Below are 16,429 nucleotides of genomic sequence, written 5' to 3'. Positions count from 1 at the left end.
ACAGACGCTATCGCCCGGGCGGAGAATCCTCCCGATGAGCACTCCCGTCTCGGGCCGGGGAGCGGGACTGCCCGCTGCCCTCCGCCGCCTGGTCCCACCCACGCCGCTGTCCCGGCGCCTGGCCCTCCAGTCGGTGCTGTTCTCGACCGGCGACGGCGCGTTCAACACCGGCAGCGCGGTCTTCCTCACCCAGGTGGTCGGCCTGTCCGCGGCCAAGGTCGGCCTGGCGATCACCATCGCCGGCGTCGCGGAGTTCCTGCTCGCCTACCCCGCCGGCCGGGTCGTCGACCGGTTCGGGCCCAAGCGGATGTGGGCGCTGAGCAACCTCGGCAGGGTCGCGTGCTTCGTGGCGCTGCCGTTCGTCGGCTCCTTCACCGAGTACGTCGTGGTGGCCGTCGCGTTCGCCGCGTTCGAGTCGGCGGCGACGGCGGCCCGCAACGCCTACGTCCTCGACGTGCTGCCCACCAAGGAGCGGGTCGAGACGCAGGCGTACATGTACTCCTCGCTCAACGTCGGCTTCACCCTCGGCGCGATCATCGGCGGCGTCGCGCTCGCGTTCGACAGCCTCACCGTCATCCGCTGGACGCCGGTGTTCACGGCGGTCCTCCTGCTCGCCAACGCCTACTGGATCACCCGGCTGCCCGACGCGCCGCACGACCTGCGCGTGGCCAGCGGCGAGGCGCGGGTGCGGCCGGAGGGGCCGGGGCCGATGCGCCACCCGGGCTGGATCCTGACCAGCTTCTTCCTCGGCACGCTGTGGACCAACCAGGTCCTGCTCAACATCGTGATCCCCCTGTGGCTGGTCGAGGCCACCGATGCGCCGCACGTGCTGCTCGCCTGGCTGTTCGGCACCAACACGGTGCTGTGCATCTTCCTGCCGGCGTACACGGCGCGCGGGGTGCGGACCCTGCGCGACGGGATGCGCGCGATCTGGATCTCGTCGGCGTTCTTCGTCGTCTCGTGCCTGATCACGATGGTCACCCACTCGACCGTCGGCCTGGTCACGGTGCTGCTCGTCTGGATCGGCCACGTCACCGTGACCGGCGCCGAGGTGGCCGTCTCCGCCGCGGGCTGGTCGTTCCAGGCCGAGCTGATGGACCCGCGGCGGCGCGGCGAGTACCAGGGCGTCAAGGAGATCTTCGGCGCCCTCGGCGGTCGCTGGGCGCCCGCGCTCTACACGTTCCTCGCGCTGGAGTGGGGCGCCGAGGGCTGGCTGGTGATCGGTGGGATCATCGTCCTCGCGACGGTCGGCATGGGACCGTCGGTCCGGATGGCGCACTCGTTCGCGCGGCGGACCTGGACCCACGAGCACGAGGAGGCTGCCGCGTGAGGTGGCTCGTACGCCTCGCCGGCCCGACGCCCCTCGTCCGGCGGCTGTCGACGCAGTCGGTGCTCTCCGCCTTCGGCGACGGGGTGTTCCTCACCGGCAGCGCCGTCTTCTTCACCCAGATCGTCGGGCTGAGCGCGGCCCAGGTGGGTCTCGGCCTGACCATCGCGGGTGCCGTGACGTTCGCGCTCGCCGTACCGCTGGGCAAGCTCGGCGACCGGTACGGCGCCAAGCGGGTCTGGGCGGTCGCGTCGCTGGTCGAGGCGCTGCTCTACCTCGCCTGGCTGGCCATCGGCGGGCTCGGCACCTTCATCCTGATGATGATCGTGCTCGAGAACGTGTCGTCCGCGAGCCGCTCGGCGCGCAACGCCTACCGCTTCGACGTCTTCCCCCGTGAGGAGCGGGTGGCGTCCAACGCCTACTTCCGCGCGGCCCGCAACGTCGGCTACACGTTCGGCGCGCTGCTCGCCGGCCTCGCGCTGGCCACCAACGACGACGGGATGATCCGCGCGGTGCCCCTCGCCACCGCCGCGCTGCTCGTGCTCAACGCCGTCCTGGTCGCCCGGCTGCCCTCAGCGATCCACCACAGCGAGGAGACGCCCCTCGAGGCCGTCCTCGAGGACGCCGGCGACAAGCGCAGCGCCCTGCGCAACAAGGGGTACGTCGCGATGTCGGTCTGCGGCGGCGTGCTGGGCACCCACCAGGTGCTCCTCAACGTCGTCATCCCCCTGTGGCTGGTCTCCGAGACCGACGCCCCGCGGGTGCTCCTGGCCTGGCTGTTCGGCACCAACACCGTGATGGCGGTGCTGCTCCAGGTGGCCGCCGCCCGCGGCGTCACCACGGTCGCCGACTCGCTGCGCGCCCAGCGCCGGGGCGCCTACTTCTTCGTGCTCTCCTGCGGCATCGTCCTCGTCACCCACGACACCGTCGGCTGGGTCACGATCCTGCTCGTGTGGGTCGGCCACGTGACGGTGACCGGCGCCGAGCTCTTCCAGTCCGCCGGCGAGTGGGGCCTGCAGGCCGAGCTGTCCGACCCGTCGCGCCGCGGCGAGTATCAAGGCGTCTCCCAGCTGGGGTACACCCTCGGCACGGTCTGGGCCCCCGCGGCGTACACCTTCCTGGCGATGGAGTGGGGCACGCCCGGCTGGATCGTCATCGCCGCGATCGTCGGCGTCGCCGCCGTCGCCATCCACCCCGCCGCCCGGGCCGCCGAGCGGCACCTGACCCGGATGGGTGTCGACACGGCGCAACCTGCTTGAATCGATAGCTATGGCTACTGCTGCCCACTGGATCGCCGGCGCCCGGCTCCGCACCCTTCCCGCCGCCATCGCGCCCGTCCTCGCCGGCACCGCCGTCGCGGCGTACGCCGACGCCGCGGTGTGGTGGAAGGCGCTGCTGGCGCTCGTCGTCAGCCTCGCGCTCCAGGTCGGCGTCAACTACGCCAACGACTACTCCGACGGCATCCGCGGCACCGACGACGAGCGGGTCGGTCCGCTGCGCCTCGTCGGGTCCGGCCTCGCCACCCCGGGCGCCGTGAAGCGCGCCGCGTTCCTCTCGTTCGGTGTCGCCGCCGTCGCCGGCCTCGTCCTCGCCGCCACCACGTCGTGGTGGCTGGTGCTCGTGGGCGCGGTCAGCGTGGTCGCCGCCTGGTACTACACGGGCGGCTCCAAGCCGTACGGCTACCTCGGCCTCGGCGAGGTCATGGTCTTCGTCTTCTTCGGCCTCGTCGCCGTCGTGGGCACCACCTGGGTGCAGACCGAGGAGTGGGGCACCACCGGCTGGGCGGCCCTCGCGGCCGGTGCCGGCGTCGGCGCCCTCGCCTGCGCGATCCTCGTCGCCAACAACCTGCGCGACATCCCCACCGACACCGTCGCGGGCAAGATGACGCTCGCCGTGCGGCTCGGCGACCGCCGCACCCGGGTGTTCTACGGGGTCCTGGTCGCGCTCGCCGTGGTCGCGCTCGTCGTCGTCGCCGCCCTCACCACGTGGTGGGCGCTGCTCGGCCTGGGCTTCCTGCTGCCCGCCGTCCCGGCGACCCGGGTCGTGCTGGGCGGGGCGCGGGGACCGGGGCTGATCCCGGTGCTGCAGAAGACCGGTGTCGCCGAGCTGGTCTGGGCGGTGCTGACGGGCGTCGGACTCGTCGTCGGCGCCGCCTGAGCCCGGCGCCCACCAGCGACAGAGCGTCCGGATCCGGTCCGGGCGCCGACGGGATGCCAGGTACCCCGGCGCGCCGCGGGGCCCGACCCTCGACCGGGTGACCTCCTCCGCCCCACCACGCCTGGCGAGCCCCCGCCGCCTGCTCATCGTCCTTCCCCCGGCGGTCGGCTTCTTCGCGACGCCGTTCCTCCCCTTCGCCTCGACCCCGACGCTGTGGCTCGGCTGCCCGGCGCTGCTGTGGTGGATCGCCGCGATGGTCGCGGCGACGCTGGTCAGCCTGTTCGTCGTCGAGGCCACCTACCTGGCCGACGGCGGCGCCGAGCGCGACCGCCTCGAGGCCGCAGGCGGGCGTGAGTCATGAGCCTGACGAGCGTCCTCATCGTGCTGGGGCTGGTCGGCATCGGCCTGCTCGGCGTGGTCCGCAACCGGCGGCAGACCGACCTCGCGCAGTGGACGATCGCCGAGCGCGGCTTCCCGCGCTGGACGTCGTGGTTCCTCCAGGCCGGCGAGCAGCTCACCACGTTCAGCTTCCTCGGGCTCGCCGGGCTGGCGTTCACCGGCGGGATGAGCGCGACGTACGCCATCGCGTACCTGACGATGTCGTCCGTCGGGCTCTACTTCATCGCCCCCCGCTTCCGGGACCTCGGCGCCGACCGCGGCTACCTCACCATGGCCGACTTCTTCGCGGACCGCTTCCGGTCCCGCGCGCTGGGCCGCACGGTGGCCCTGCTCGGCGCGATCTTCCTGGTTCCCTACCTGCAGCTGCAGATCACCGGGCTCGGCCTGATCGTCGAGCTCGCCACCGGCAGCACCCGGACCAGCTCGCTCAGCATGGTCGTCGCGAGCGCTATGGTGGTGGGCTTCGTCCTCTGGGCCGGCATCCGGGGCATCATGCGGGTCGCGATCTTCAAGGACGTCGCCATGCTCGCCGCCCTGGTCGTCGTCCTGGTCGGCGTGACCTGGCACTTCGGCGGACTCGGCAACCTGTTCGGCGAGGTCGAGGCGCAGCGCCCCGAGCACCTCACGCTGCACGCCGGCGCCGGGTTCGACACGACGTTCTTCCTGACGGCGACGTTCATCACGACGCTGGGCGCCTCGCTCAACACGTTCCCGCACCTGTGGCCGCCGATCCTCGCGGCCGAGAGCGGCGCGGTGCTCCGCAGCAACTACAAGTGGCTGGCGCTCTACCAGTTCCTGGTCTTCATCCCGATCGTCGTCGGCCTCGGCGCGGTCGTCGTCCTCGACCCGGGCACGGCGGGCAACCACGCCCTGCTCACCATGGCCGACCGGACGCTGCCGGGCTGGCTGCTCGCTCTCGTCGCCATCGGCGGCGCCTCGGCCGCGATGGCGCCCGCCGCCGCGATCGCGATGGGCATCTCGACCCTGGTCTCGCACAACCTGCTCGACAAGGCGTCCCCGCGCGTCCGCTTCCGGGCCAACCACGCGACCGTGGTCGTCGCGATCGGCGCCGCCCTGGTGTTCGGCCTGCGCGGCGCCGACATCGGCGCGCTCCTGCTGCTGACCTACGGCGGGCTGACCCAGCTCGCGCCCGCGACGGCGCTCGCGCTGCCCGACCGGGTCCGGGTCGGCGCCGTCCCGGTGCTCGCGGGGGCGATCGCGGGGACCGCGACGGTGGCGCTGCTGACCTTCGCCGACCTGCCGATCGGCTCGTGGGACTCCGGGTTCATCGCGCTGGGGCCGAACCTGCTGGTCCTCGTCGCGCTCGAGCTGGCGCGCCGCTCACGCTCCCGTCGGGGCGCGCGGGGCGGGCACGCTCAGTCGTCGTCCTCCTTGGACCGCATGGTCTCGTAGCGCTCGGTGATCCGCCCGGCGCGGCCCTCGACCTTCACCGCGAAGGCGCTGCGCTGCCGCTCGAGCAGGACGTACGACGCGGCCCCGCTGATGACGAAGGCGATCACGACCACCCAGAGCAGCGGCACGGAGTCGGCGACGGCGTACCAGACGCCGAACACGATGCAGAACGAGCCGACGAACAGTCCCAGCCGCAGGCCGGTGTAGATCCAGAACTCCTTCACGCCACCAGCGTAGGTCGCGAGCCGGTGGCGGCGGACATCGGGAGTCCTGCTCCGCGGCTACCGGGCGGCGCCTACGCTGGAGGCGTGAAGCTCCTGCTCGTCGTCCTCGTGTTCGCAGCCGCGACCTACCTGGCGGTGCGCTGGATGCAGGACCGCGGGTACGGCGGCACGTCGGCCCCGCGCCGGCCCAGCAAGCCGCGGCCCCCGGCCCGGCCGGTCGCCCCGGACGACGACGAGTCGTTCCTGCGCGACCTGGAGCGCAAGCGGCGCCAGGAGCGCCGGCGCGAGCAGCAGCCGCCCGACGGCCCGGACGCCTGAGCCCCGCGCCGGCGACGGCTAGAAGCGGACGACCAGGCTGGCCGGGGCGGTGACGGTCCCGACGATCCGCTCGGCGGCGTAGGAGTGCTGGCTCGTCGTCGAGAAGTAGTTGATCCCGATGAAGTTGAACCAGAGCGTGGCCAGTCCGACGATCGCCAGCATGGCGGCCTTGCGGCCCTTCCAGCCGGCGGTGGCGCGGGCGTGGAGGTAGCCGGCGTAGACGACCCAGGTGATGAACGCCCAGACCTCCTTGGGGTCCCAGTTCCAGTAGCGGGACCAGGCCTCGTGCGCCCAGATCGGGCCGGTGATGAGGACCGCGAAGGTCCACACCGGGAAGGCGAAGGCGTGCACGCGGTAGGCGAGGCGGTCGAGCGCGTCGAGCTGGGGCACCCGGGCCACCCAGCCGGTCAGCTCGCGCTCGGCGCCCCGGGCGCGGCGCTCGGCGCGCATCCGGACCAGGTACATGATCGAGGCGATGCCGCCGAGGGTGAACGCGCCGGTGGCGATGATCGCGGACACCACGTGGATGACCAGCCACGGCGAGTTGAGCGCCTCGGTGAGCGGGGCGACCTCGTCGTGCAGCCAGATCACGGCGACCATCAGGGTGGCCACGATGAAGGTGACGACGATCGGGCCCATCCAGGCCAGGCCGAGCTTCTTGTAGAGCACGACGTAGAGCAGCGCCACGACGAACGTGCCCGACAGCGTGAACTCGTACATGTTGCCCCAGGGCACCCGGTTGGGGTCTGCGGCCATGCCGCGGCCCAGGAGGGCCACGAAGTGGACCGCGCAGCCGATCGCGGTGAGCAGGAAGCCCAGCCGGCCCAGGAAGGCGACGCGCTGGGCGTGCCCGGCGGACTCCTCGGCGGGAGCGACGACGGCGGCGCCGTCAGCACCGGCGGCGACGAGCTCGCGGTCGCGCGCCGGCTGGCGCAGCGAGGCCCACTCGGCGAGGTGCACGATGAGGGCGATGAAGTAGACGATGCCGGCCATGCCCACGGCCTGGTTGCTCAGCGTCTCCCATGCGGTGTTGCTCACTTGGCCGCCTCCTGCAGCTGTTGCACCAGTGCGGCCAGGACCTCGTCCATCTCGCCGTTGCCCGAGCGATCGAGCACGGCGATCTCGACGAGGGTGCCGCCGGTTCCGTTCATTGTGCCCTCCGCGTCGCCGTCGTCCGGCCCCGCCCCCGTGGTGGCCGGGGCGGGCAGCGCCCGCACCCACACCCGGCGCGGCCGGAGGAAGAGCGAGGCGCACAGGCCGATGAGGGCGAGGATGACGCCGCCGAGGGCGATCTCCTTGCCGGGGGTCTGGCTGATCTGGACCCGGATCCACGGGTCGACCCGGTCGAACGTGACCGTGCCGAGGCCGTCGGGCAGCTTGACCGTGTCGCCGACCTGGAGGTCGACGCGGAACGGCTTGCCGTCCTTCTTCTTGACCTGGGTGGCCTTGGACTTGTCGAGCACGTAGACCGACTGAGACGCCCCCGTGTCGAGGCCGAGGTCGCCGGTCCAGGCGAGCATCGAGAGGGTCGGCAGCAGGTCGTCGCCGAAGACGGTGACCGGGTTGCCGTCGATCATCTCGAAGGTCGGGTAGAAGAGGCCGTCGAGGCCGATCTGGCCGGGCTTCGCGGTGGGCGCCTTGATCACGCCGTACGACAGGAAGCTGGCGTCCTGCGGCAGGAAGACGGTGGGTCCGGTGTAGGCCACGTTGCCCTCGCCGTCGCGGACCGTGATCACCGGCGCGTAGCCGTGGCCGATGAGGAAGACGTCGGTGCCGTCGATCTCGAGCGGGTGGTTGACGCGCAGGTCGTACTTCTTCGCGGGGCCGTCGTCCACGTGGTAGGTCAGCGCGGCCTGGAACTCGCGGGCCTGGCCGGCCCGCGGGCCCGACTTGAGCCAGTCGACGGAGAACTTGTCGACCGAGAAGCGGAAGTTCTTCATCTGGTCCTGGCGGAACAGGCTGCCGGGCTTGAAGTCGTCGTACTGGGTGAGGTTGTTGCTGAACGTGGTGCCCTCGACGAGGATCACGCCGCCCTGGTAGCCCCACAGCCCGCCCATGCCGACACCGGCGAGCACGATCAGCAGCGACAGGTGGAAGACCAGGTTGCCGGCCTCGCGGAGGTAGCCGCGCTCGGCGGCGACGTAGTCGTCGCCCTCGGCCGCGGGGCGCACCCGGTGCCGCTTGCCCAGGAGCGTCCGCGCCCGGCCGAGGACGTCGTCGGCCGACGCCTCGGTGAGGTACGTCGTGTGCACGGGCAGCCGGGTCAGGTGCCGCGGCGCCGCCGGGGGCTGGGCCCGCATCGCGCGGTAGTAGACGAGCAGCCGCGGCACGATGCAGCCGACCAGCGAGATGACCAGCAGCAGGTAGATCGCGGAGAACCACGGCGAGCTGTAGACCCCGAACAGGTCGAGCTTCTCGTAGTACGGCGTGAGCTTGGGGTGCTCGCTCTTCCAGCGGGTGACGGCGAGCGAGTCGACGTCCTCCTGCGGGATCACCGAGCCGGGGATGGCCGCGAGCGCCAGCAGGAGCAGCAGCATCAGCGCGGTGCGCATGGACGTGACCTGCCGCCACGCCCAGCGGGCCAGCTCGCGGGCGGTCAGCTCGCCGGGACGGCGCTCTTCGGACTTGCTCACACCACGACCTCGAAGTTCTGGACCAGCTGCAGCTGCAGCCACTGCACGAGGTAGGTCCACCAGCCGGTCACCATGAGGATGCCGATCAGGACGAGGAAGCCGCCGCCGATCCGCATCACCCACTTCTGGTGACGGCGCACGAAGCCCGTGACGGCGAGCGTGCGGCGGTAGGCCAGCCCCGCGACGATGAAGGGGATGCCGAGCCCGAGCGCGTAGAAGAGCGACAGCAGCGCACCGCGCATGGCCGTCGCGTCGGTGTAGGTGAGCCCGATGATCGCGCCGTACGTCGGCCCGACGCACGGCGTCCAGCCGATGGCGAAGAGCGCGCCGATGAGCGGCGCGGCTCCGAGGCCGACCGACGGGATCTTGTGGATCCGCACGTCACGCTGCAGCCAGGGCAGCGCGCCCGCGAAGACCAGGCCGAGCACGATCAGCAGGACCCCGAGGCCCACCTGGATCTCGGTGTCCCAGCGCCGCAGCCACGGGCCGAGGGAGCCGAAGGCCGCGCCCATGAGGACGAAGACGACGGCGAAGCCGAGCACGAAGAGGAGCGAGCCGAGCAGCATCCGGCCACGGCGCCGCGTGGCCTCGCCGGCGGCGAGGTCGGCGCCGGACAGGCCGGTCGCGTAGGAGAGGTAGCCGGGAAGGAGCGGGAGCACGCAGGGGGAGAAGAAGGAGACGAGGCCGGCGATCATCGCGACCGGGACGGCGACGCCGAGGGAGCCGGCGACCGCCTGCTCCTGGAACCACTCACCCATCGGACTCGGCCAGCGTGTCCTCGACGACGGTCGTGAGCGTGCCCTTCGACGGGATCGGCCCGTTGATGAGCGCCGCCACCCGGCCCTCGCGGTCGAGGACCAGCGTCGCCGGCGGCGCGTACGGCGCGTAGCGGCCCATCTTGAGCAGCGTCTCGCTGCCCGGGTCGTAGAGCGACGGGTAGTCGACACCGCGGTCGCGCTCGAACGCCTCGGCCGTCTCGGGGGCGAGGTCGCGGATGTTGATGCCGACGAAGGAGACCTGGTCCTTGCCGAGCTCCTTCTCCGCCTCGACGAGCATCGGCATCTCGGCCCGGCACGGTCCGCAGCCGGACCACCAGACGTTGAGGACGACGACCTTGCCGCGCAGGTCGGTGATGTCGAGCGGCTCGCCCTGGACCGTCGTCCCGCCGAAGTCGAGCGGCTTCTCGCGGTCGCCCTGGGCGACCTCGACCACCTGGCCGTCGCCCTTGACGAAGTTGAGGTCGCCGGTGCCCTCGATCTTGGAGCAGGCCGAGGCGAGGAGGACCAGACCGACGAGGAGCAGGGCACGGACCGGGCGGGTGGAGCGGGTCATGCCGGCGGCGTCCCCTCGGGTTTGTTCTCCTCGGGCGCGTCACCGGCCGAGAACGGCGCGGCGATGTCGCCGGTCGGGATCAGGTCGATGGCGGGCTCGGCGTAGGAGACCTGGACCAGGTCGTCGCCGGCGAAGCCGAACGAGGTGACCGAGCACAGCGTGCACTGGCGCTTGCGCGGGTCGTGCAGGAACGAGCGGCCCTCGACGCTGAGCCGGGTGGTCCAGATCGGCAGCTGGTGCGAGACCAGCACCGCCTCGTGGCCGGCCGCGTCGCGGCGGGCGTCGTGGACGGCGGCCATCATCCGCTCGACGATCGCCCGGTAGGGCTCGCCCCACGACGGCTTGAACGGGTTGTAGAGGTGGCGCCACAGCAGCGGGTTGCGCAGCGCGTTGTTGCCCTTGCCGAAGGTCATCCCCTCGAACCTGTTCTCGGACTCGATCACCCGCGGCTCGACGCCGACCTCGAGCCCCAGCGCGGCCGCCAGCGGCGCCGCCGTCTCGCGGGCGCGCTCGAGGGGCGAGGAGCGGATCAGGGTGACGTCGTTGCCCTGGAGGTGGTCGGCGACCCGGTCGGCCATCGCCCGGCCGCGCACCGAGAGGTGGAAGCCGTCGCGGCGGCCGTAGAGGATGCCGCCGGGGTTGTGCACCTCGCCGTGGCGGACCAGGTGGACGACGGTGTCGGGTGTGGTCATCGGGTGCCCCCCTGGGCCGCGGCGGCCGCGGTCGCGGCGGCAGGCAGCGCGTCGAGGACCTGCTGGACCGCACGGTCGTCGTGGGAGGAGGAGACGAACCAGGCCTCGTACGCCGACGGCGGGAGGTGGACCCCCTGGTCGAGCATCGCGTGGAAGAGCGCGCCGTAGGCCGCGACGTCGGTGCGCTGCGCCTCGTCGTAGCTCGTGACCGGGGCGTCGGTGAGGAAGACCGAGAACATCGAGCCGGTCGACTGGATGACGTGGGGCAGGCCGGCCGCGGTGAACGTCTCGGCGATCCCGGCGCGCAGCGCGTCGGCGACCACGCCGATCCGGTCGTAGACGGCGTCGTCGGCGGCGGTGAGCGTGGCGAGGCCGGCCGCGGTGGCGACGGGGTTACCGGAGAGGGTGCCCGCCTGGTAGACCGGCCCCTCGGGCGCCAGGTGCGACATCACGTCGGCGCGACCGCCGAACGCCGCGGCCGGGAAGCCGCCGCCCATCACCTTGCCGAAGGTCATCAGGTCGGGGGCCCAGCCCTCGACCGCGCCGTCGGTCCCCCACTGCCCCGCCTTCGAGACGCGGAAGCCGGTCATCACCTCGTCGCTGACGAACAGCGCGCCGTGGGCCCGGCAGGTCTCGGCGAGGAACTGGTTGAAGCCCGGCGCCGGCGGGACGACGCCCATGTTGCCCGGCGCGGCCTCGGTGATCAGGCAGGCGATGCGGTCGCCGTGCTCGGCGAAGGCCGCGGTGACCGCGGCGCGGTCGTTGTAGGGCAGCACGAGCGTGAGCTCGGTGGAGCTGGCCGGCACCCCCGGCGTCCCCGGGAGCGAGAAGGTGGTCAGCCCGGAGCCCGCCGCGGCGAGGAGCGAGTCGACGTGACCGTGGTAGCAGCCGGCGAACTTCACGACCACGTCGCGGCCGGTGAACCCGCGGGCGAGCCGGATGGCCGACATGGTCGCCTCGGTGCCCGACGAGACCAGGCGCAGGCGCTCGACCGGGGTGCGGGCCACGATCGCCTCGACGAGGGCCACCTCGCCCTCGGTCGGCGTCCCGTACGACGAGCCGCGGGCCGCGGCGGTCTGGACCGCCTCGACCACCGCCGGGTGGGCGTGGCCGAGCAGCATCGGGCCCCACGAGCAGATCAGGTCGACGTAGGTGTTGCCGTCGACGTCGGTGAGCCAGGGCCCGGTGGCCTCACGGATGAAGCGCGGCGTGCCCCCGACCGCGTTGAACGCGCGGACCGGGGAATTGACGCCGCCCGGCGTCACGGCACGGGCTCGGGCGAAGAGCGCCTCGGAGCCGGAGGTCAGTGGTGCGGGCACCGCGCCATTGTCGCCGATGGGCCCTAATGGACCCGCACCGCGGTCGGTCTTGGACACCCGTCCATATCACGTGGCTCACGTTGTCCGACGGAACATGTGACACCCGTAACGTCGGTGTGTCACGATTCGTTGGCCAAGTGTCGCCCGTCGAGCGGACCTGCACTGGGGTCAGCACGCCGTGCGCGACCGATCAGGTGGGCGCTGAGGGAGCGGCTCACGCGAGACGGCCACATGGCCATGGGGAGAGATACGACATGACGAGGAAGCGACTGGGACGGCTGCAACGCGCCGCCACCATCATTCCGCTCGCTCTGCTGTCGGCAGCCTGGACCGCCTCGGTCGCCGGGATCGGTGGCGTCAGCGCCCCCGTCGCCGCCGCCGAGTCGCCCGGTCAGGTCACCGACGGCACCAGCGTCCCCGAGGAGTCCATCGAGGACCCGGCGAGCCTGTCCGACCCGGCCACCGTCGAGGGCATCGACGACGGCAACGAGGCGGGCATCGTCTCCGCCGCGTCGACCAACGCGATCCCGGCCGCCGCGCTCGCGGCGTACCAGCGGGCCGAGACGGTGATCAACTCCGCCGACAAGACCTGCAACATCACCTGGCAGCTCATCGCCGCCATCGGTCGCGTCGAGTCCGACCACGGCCGCGTCGGGGGCAACGTCCTCAACGACGACGGCATGGCGACCCCGGGCGTCTTCGGCCCCGCGCTCAACGGCCGCAAGGGCACCAAGGCGATCTCCGACACCGACGCCGGCGTCTACGACAACGACCCGCAGTGGGACCGCGCCGTCGGCCCGATGCAGTTCATCCCCTCGACCTGGCAGGTCGTCGGCGTCGACGCCGACGACGACGGCCGTCGCGACCCGCAGGACATCGACGACGCCGCGCTCGCCGCCGCCGTCTACCTCTGCTCCGGTGACGGCGACCTGTCGACCGTCGTCGGCCAGCGCGCCGCGGTCTACCGCTACAACCACAGCCAGGCCTACGTCGACCTGGTCCTCAAGATCATGAACGCCTACCTCGAGGGCGACTTCACCTCGGTCCCGAACAACTCCACGGCCGCGGGCTACATCGTCCCCGAGCCGCCGAGCTTCGGCGTCGACGGTCCCAAGAACATCAAGCCGGGCAAGAACGGCTCGAAGGGCGGCGGCAAGGGCTCCACCGGCGGTGGCACCGACACCCCCGGCACCGGCACCCCCGGTGGCACGCCGACCAACCCGGGCAACCCCGGCAACCCGGGCGGCAAGCCGACCACCCCGCCGACCAAGCCCACGCCTCCGAAGACCCCGCTCGACCCGGTGGTCGAGGGTGTCGACGAGGGTGTCGGCGCCGTCACCTCCGGTCTGATCAGCGGCGTCCTCGGCCTGCTGACCAAGCAGGAGGCGGCCGACGCGTGCCGCGCCGAGTACCCCAAGCTGACCCAGACCGTGCAGCTGCTCGGCTGCCTCGTGAGCTACGGCCTCAAGACGCCGTAGCCACCTCCGCACCGAAACGTGCGAGAGCCCCGGACCCACCCCCCGGTCCGGGGCTCTCGTCTTTTTGCTCGGCCGGTGCCCGGCTGGGCTCAGCGCTGCAGCAGCCCCGCGGCCTCGGTCGCCCAGTAGGTCAGGATCATGTCCGCGCCCGCCCGGCGGATCGACGTCAGCGTCTCGAGGATCGCCGCCTCCCGGTCGATCCAGCCGTTGGCCGCGGCGGCCTCGACCATGGAGTACTCCCCCGAGATGTTGTACGCCGCCACCGGCACCCCGAGCTCACCGGCCGCGTCGGCGACCTGGCGGAGCACGTCGAGGTAGGCCAGGGCCGGCTTGACCATGACGATGTCGGCGCCCTCCTCGAGGTCGAGGAGCATCTCCCGAACGCCCTCGCGGGCGTTGCGCCGCCCGTCCTGCTGGTAGGTGCGGCGGTCGCCCTGGAGGGCGCTGTCGACGGCCTCGCGGAAGGGACCGTAGAAGGCGGAGGCGTACTTGGCCGAGTAGGCCAGGATGCCGGTGTCGGTGAACCCCGCCTCGTCGAGCGCGTCGCGGACCACCGCGACCTGGCCGTCCATCATGCCGCTGGGGCCGACCAGGGCCGCGCCGGCCCGGGCCTGGACGACGGCCATCTCGGCGTACCGCTCGAGGGTGGCGTCGTTGTCGACGCGCCCGGCGGCGTCGAGGACGCCACAGTGACCGTGGTCGGTGAACTCGTCGAGGCACAGGTCGCTCATCACGACCAGCGCGTCCCCCACCTCCGCGGCGACGTCGGCCAGCGCCACGTTGAGGATGCCGTCGGGATCGGTGGCTCCCGACCCGACGGCGTCCTTGGTCTCGGGGACGCCGAAGAGCATGATGCCGCGCAGCCCGGCCTCGGCCGCCTCAGTCGCCGCCTTCCGGAGCGAGTCGCGGGTGTGCTGGACGACGCCGGGCATCGAGCCGATCGGGATCGGCTCGCTCGCGCCCTCGCGGACGAACGCGGGGAGCACGAGCTGGCTGGGGCGCAGGGTGGTCTCGGCGACGAGGTCCCGCATCGCCGCCGTGGTCCGGAGACGGCGGGGGCGGACGACGGGACGCAGGAAGTCGCTCATGCCTCCGAGTCTAGGAGCGCCACCGGATGAGCCACTGGACAGCACCCTTGTCGGGGATCATCGACGCGGAGCTCCCGCCGTCCTCGCCGTAGGCGCGGTCGACCAGCAGCGAGCCCGCGGGCACCGGTCCGCCCATCGACCACGACGAGACGGAGTCGCTCACCCGGAGCAGGCGGTCGGTGTCGAGGTCGTACACGAGGTCGCCCTCCTGGTCGGGCCGCCAGGCCCGGACCTGCACGAGGTGGCCGTCGCCGGAGCCGTCGGCGAGCCAGCCGTCGATCGAGTCGCCCTGGAGGGTGGTCACGGTCTCGCCGTCGGTCGTCAGGACCTGGATCCGGTCGTCGCGGCCGTCGTCGTAGGTGCCGCAGTACTGCCCGATCACGATCCGGTCGCCGCTGGCCCGGAACGACAGGACGTTGCAGCGCGCCCCGAGCCGCGGGTCGAAGTCGTGCTCGGCGCCGGTCCGCAGGTCCCGCACGTGCACCTGCTCGCGCGTCCCGTCGCGCTGCGTGGTCCACACGAGAGCGCTCTCGGTGAAGGTGAAGACGCCCACCCGGGTCTTCTCGTCGCGGACGTCGGCGAGGTCACCGGGCGCGACCGACCACAGGTCGTTGGTGTCGTCCTCGGCCGCGGCGTCGTCCGCCTCGCCGTCGGGACCGGTCGGCCAGCCGCCGGGCGGCGGGGACGCGGCGGCGGCCTGCACGCCCACGTAGATCCGGCCGTCGGGGCCGAACGCGGCGTCGTACTCCTCGGCACGGGGCAGGCCGGGCCAGACCAGGGTCGACCAGGTCCGGGTGGCCCGGTCGAGGACGAGGAGCCGGAACGGGCCGCGCCCGTCGAGCGGGGTGGCGAGGAAGTAGAGCCGGTCCGCGCCGAGCCGGAGGGCCCGCGGCTGGTCGACGCCGGCCGGCGGGTCCGGCAGCCAGTCGTTCACGCCGGTGGCGGGGTCGCGCAGCGCCCACCGCACCCGGTTGCGGAGGCCGTGCGGCCCGTCGCGGAAAAGGATCAGGCCGTCGTCGGTGACGCCGTCGAAGTACTGCCCGTTGCGACTCTCCAGGTCCCGGTTCGTGTACGACGCGAGCAGGTCGTAGTCGCGACCCTCGACCGCCGTCCCCGCGTCGGAGACCCGGAGCACCGGCCCCTCGGGCCGCGGCACCCGGTGCTCGGCCACCCGACCCGGATCGGCTCCGCCGGAGGTCACCAGCGTGAGCGTCGCCGCGGCGACACCGAGCGCGACCGTCGACCCGAGCACGCCCCCACCCCGGCGCCGGCGCACCCGCTGCCGCCCCCCGAGCAGGACGGCGGACAGGTCGGTCTCGTCGCCGGGCGGGTCCGCCACGGCCTCCTGCAGCAGTGCACGCACGTCGTTCACCATGAGGTGCCTCCTCCGACGGTCAGCTCGCCGAGCGGCGAGTCCTCGAACACGGAGCGGAGCCGGTCGAGCGCCCGCGCGGTCTGGCTCTTGACGGTGCCCTCGCTGCAGCCCAGGGCCCGCGCCGCGTCGGCGACGCTGAGGTCCTCGAAGTACCGCAGGACGACGCACGCCCGCTGCCGCGGCGGCAGGTCCGCCAGCACGGCGAGCAGCGCCGCCCGCGCGGTCACCTGCTCGGCCAGGTCGTAGCCCGAGTCGACGGAGTAGCCCGCGCCGATGGAGGCGTCGACGTCGGCGACGACCTCCGTGCTCGAACGCCGGCGGGCGTGGTCCAGCACGACGCTGACCAGTGCCTTGCGGGCGTAGCCGTACTCGCGGCCGGCCTTGGTGAGCCGCGGCCACGCGACGTACACCCGGATCAGGGCCTCCTGGACGTGGTCCGCCGCGCGGTCCCAGTCGCCGCACAGGAGGTATGCCGTGCTCCGCAGCCGCCCGCGGGCGCCCTGGGCGAACGCGACGAACGCGTCTTCGTCGCGCCGCTCAGGCATCGCTCACTCGCTCCATGCCCGACTCAACGTGGTGACCACGGCACCAGGTTGCATGGAGACGCTGGGCAGTTTCACCGCTTAGGCGGTGAAACTGCCCCTTAGCGCACGGATATCCCGACGCCAACCGGC

Annotated in this window: 17 protein-coding genes; 7 read left to right on the top strand and 10 right to left on the bottom strand. The window is 72.6% G+C overall.

The features are described from left to right. Positions 1-34: 34 nt before the first annotated feature. From BM223_RS21895 to BM223_RS21875, 5 genes are all read left to right on the top strand, one after another. Positions 35-1,330: an MFS transporter gene (locus BM223_RS21895; protein ID WP_052138205.1), complete on the top strand. Its 1,296-nt coding sequence runs from the start codon at positions 35-37 to the stop codon at positions 1,328-1,330. Next, entirely contained in the window at positions 1,327-2,586 is a 1,260-nt protein-coding gene (locus BM223_RS21890) for an MFS transporter (protein WP_038676733.1), read from the top strand. The genes BM223_RS21895 and BM223_RS21890 overlap by 4 nt, the downstream gene beginning before the upstream one ends. Positions 2,587-2,596: 10 nt before the next feature. Beyond that, the gene (locus BM223_RS21885; protein ID WP_038676731.1) at positions 2,597-3,484 is read left to right on the top strand and encodes a 1,4-dihydroxy-2-naphthoate polyprenyltransferase; all 888 of its coding nucleotides are present in this window, start codon (positions 2,597-2,599) and stop codon (positions 3,482-3,484) included. Between the two features lie 97 nt (positions 3,485-3,581). Further along, positions 3,582-3,845, top strand: a complete 264-nt coding sequence (locus tag BM223_RS21880) for a hypothetical protein (RefSeq protein WP_038676729.1) — start codon at positions 3,582-3,584, stop codon at positions 3,843-3,845. After that, a complete protein-coding gene (locus BM223_RS21875) occupies positions 3,842-5,296 on the top strand; it encodes a sodium:solute symporter family protein (protein ID WP_038676727.1) in 1,455 nt (484 codons plus the stop codon). Before BM223_RS21880 ends, BM223_RS21875 begins: the two co-directional genes overlap by 4 nt. On the opposite strand, the gene BM223_RS21870 is transcribed toward BM223_RS21875, so the two are convergent. Beyond that, positions 5,260-5,520, bottom strand: a complete 261-nt coding sequence (locus BM223_RS21870; RefSeq protein ID WP_038676725.1) for a DUF4229 domain-containing protein — start codon at positions 5,518-5,520, stop codon at positions 5,260-5,262. The two genes, BM223_RS21875 and BM223_RS21870, sit on opposite strands and share 37 nt — an antisense overlap. 84 nt (positions 5,521-5,604) lie before the next feature. Between BM223_RS21870 and BM223_RS21865 the strand changes: the two genes are divergently transcribed. Then, the gene (locus BM223_RS21865) at positions 5,605-5,838 is read left to right on the top strand and encodes a hypothetical protein (RefSeq protein WP_052138204.1); all 234 of its coding nucleotides are present in this window, start codon (positions 5,605-5,607) and stop codon (positions 5,836-5,838) included. A gap of 18 nt (positions 5,839-5,856) precedes the next feature. Here BM223_RS21865 and ccsB read toward each other — a convergent pair whose 3' ends face one another. Genes ccsB through hemL form a run of 6 tightly spaced genes read right to left on the bottom strand, consistent with a single transcriptional unit; the run spans position 5,857 to position 11,802 of the window. Beyond that, positions 5,857-6,876, bottom strand: coding sequence for a c-type cytochrome biogenesis protein CcsB (gene ccsB / locus BM223_RS21860; RefSeq protein WP_038676721.1), 1,020 nt, complete (start codon positions 6,874-6,876; stop codon positions 5,857-5,859). Then, positions 6,873-8,471 (bottom strand): cytochrome c biogenesis protein ResB, encoded by a 1,599-nt coding sequence (gene resB / locus BM223_RS21855; RefSeq protein ID WP_038676719.1) that lies wholly within the window; start codon positions 8,469-8,471, stop codon positions 6,873-6,875. The genes ccsB and resB overlap by 4 nt, the downstream gene beginning before the upstream one ends. Then, positions 8,468-9,229, bottom strand: a complete 762-nt coding sequence (locus tag BM223_RS21850) for a cytochrome c biogenesis CcdA family protein (protein WP_038676718.1) — start codon at positions 9,227-9,229, stop codon at positions 8,468-8,470. The genes resB and BM223_RS21850 overlap by 4 nt, the downstream gene beginning before the upstream one ends. Then, positions 9,222-9,803, bottom strand: coding sequence for a TlpA disulfide reductase family protein (locus tag BM223_RS21845; protein WP_038676716.1), 582 nt, complete (start codon positions 9,801-9,803; stop codon positions 9,222-9,224). Before BM223_RS21845 ends, BM223_RS21850 begins: the two co-directional genes overlap by 8 nt. Next, the gene (locus tag BM223_RS21840; protein WP_038676714.1) at positions 9,800-10,495 is read right to left on the bottom strand and encodes a histidine phosphatase family protein; all 696 of its coding nucleotides are present in this window, start codon (positions 10,493-10,495) and stop codon (positions 9,800-9,802) included. Before BM223_RS21840 ends, BM223_RS21845 begins: the two co-directional genes overlap by 4 nt. Further along, complete coding sequence (gene hemL / locus BM223_RS21835) at positions 10,492-11,802, bottom strand: glutamate-1-semialdehyde 2,1-aminomutase (protein ID WP_200887133.1); 1,311 nt, start codon at positions 11,800-11,802, stop codon at positions 10,492-10,494. Before hemL ends, BM223_RS21840 begins: the two co-directional genes overlap by 4 nt. A gap of 266 nt (positions 11,803-12,068) precedes the next feature. Between hemL and BM223_RS21830 the strand changes: the two genes are divergently transcribed. Next, positions 12,069-13,292, top strand: a complete 1,224-nt coding sequence (locus BM223_RS21830) for a lytic transglycosylase domain-containing protein (RefSeq protein ID WP_052138203.1) — start codon at positions 12,069-12,071, stop codon at positions 13,290-13,292. Positions 13,293-13,381: 89 nt separating this feature from the next. On the opposite strand, the gene hemB is transcribed toward BM223_RS21830, so the two are convergent. From hemB to BM223_RS21815, 3 genes are read right to left on the bottom strand one after another with little or no spacing between them, the layout of a single operon-like run. Continuing rightward, positions 13,382-14,380: a porphobilinogen synthase gene (gene hemB, locus BM223_RS21825; protein ID WP_174823529.1), complete on the bottom strand. Its 999-nt coding sequence runs from the start codon at positions 14,378-14,380 to the stop codon at positions 13,382-13,384. 10 nt (positions 14,381-14,390) lie between these two features. Continuing rightward, positions 14,391-15,755 (bottom strand): hypothetical protein, encoded by a 1,365-nt coding sequence (locus BM223_RS21820; protein ID WP_038676710.1) that lies wholly within the window; start codon positions 15,753-15,755, stop codon positions 14,391-14,393. Next, entirely contained in the window at positions 15,749-16,300 is a 552-nt protein-coding gene (locus tag BM223_RS21815; protein WP_038676708.1) for a SigE family RNA polymerase sigma factor, read from the bottom strand. The genes BM223_RS21820 and BM223_RS21815 overlap by 7 nt, the downstream gene beginning before the upstream one ends. Positions 16,301-16,429 lie beyond the last annotated feature (129 nt).

It is taken from the genome of Pimelobacter simplex, assembly GCF_900114845.1.
GTDB lineage: Bacteria > Actinomycetota > Actinomycetes > Propionibacteriales > Nocardioidaceae > Nocardioides > Nocardioides simplex.
This window is presented reverse-complemented; position numbering and strand designations above follow the sequence as displayed.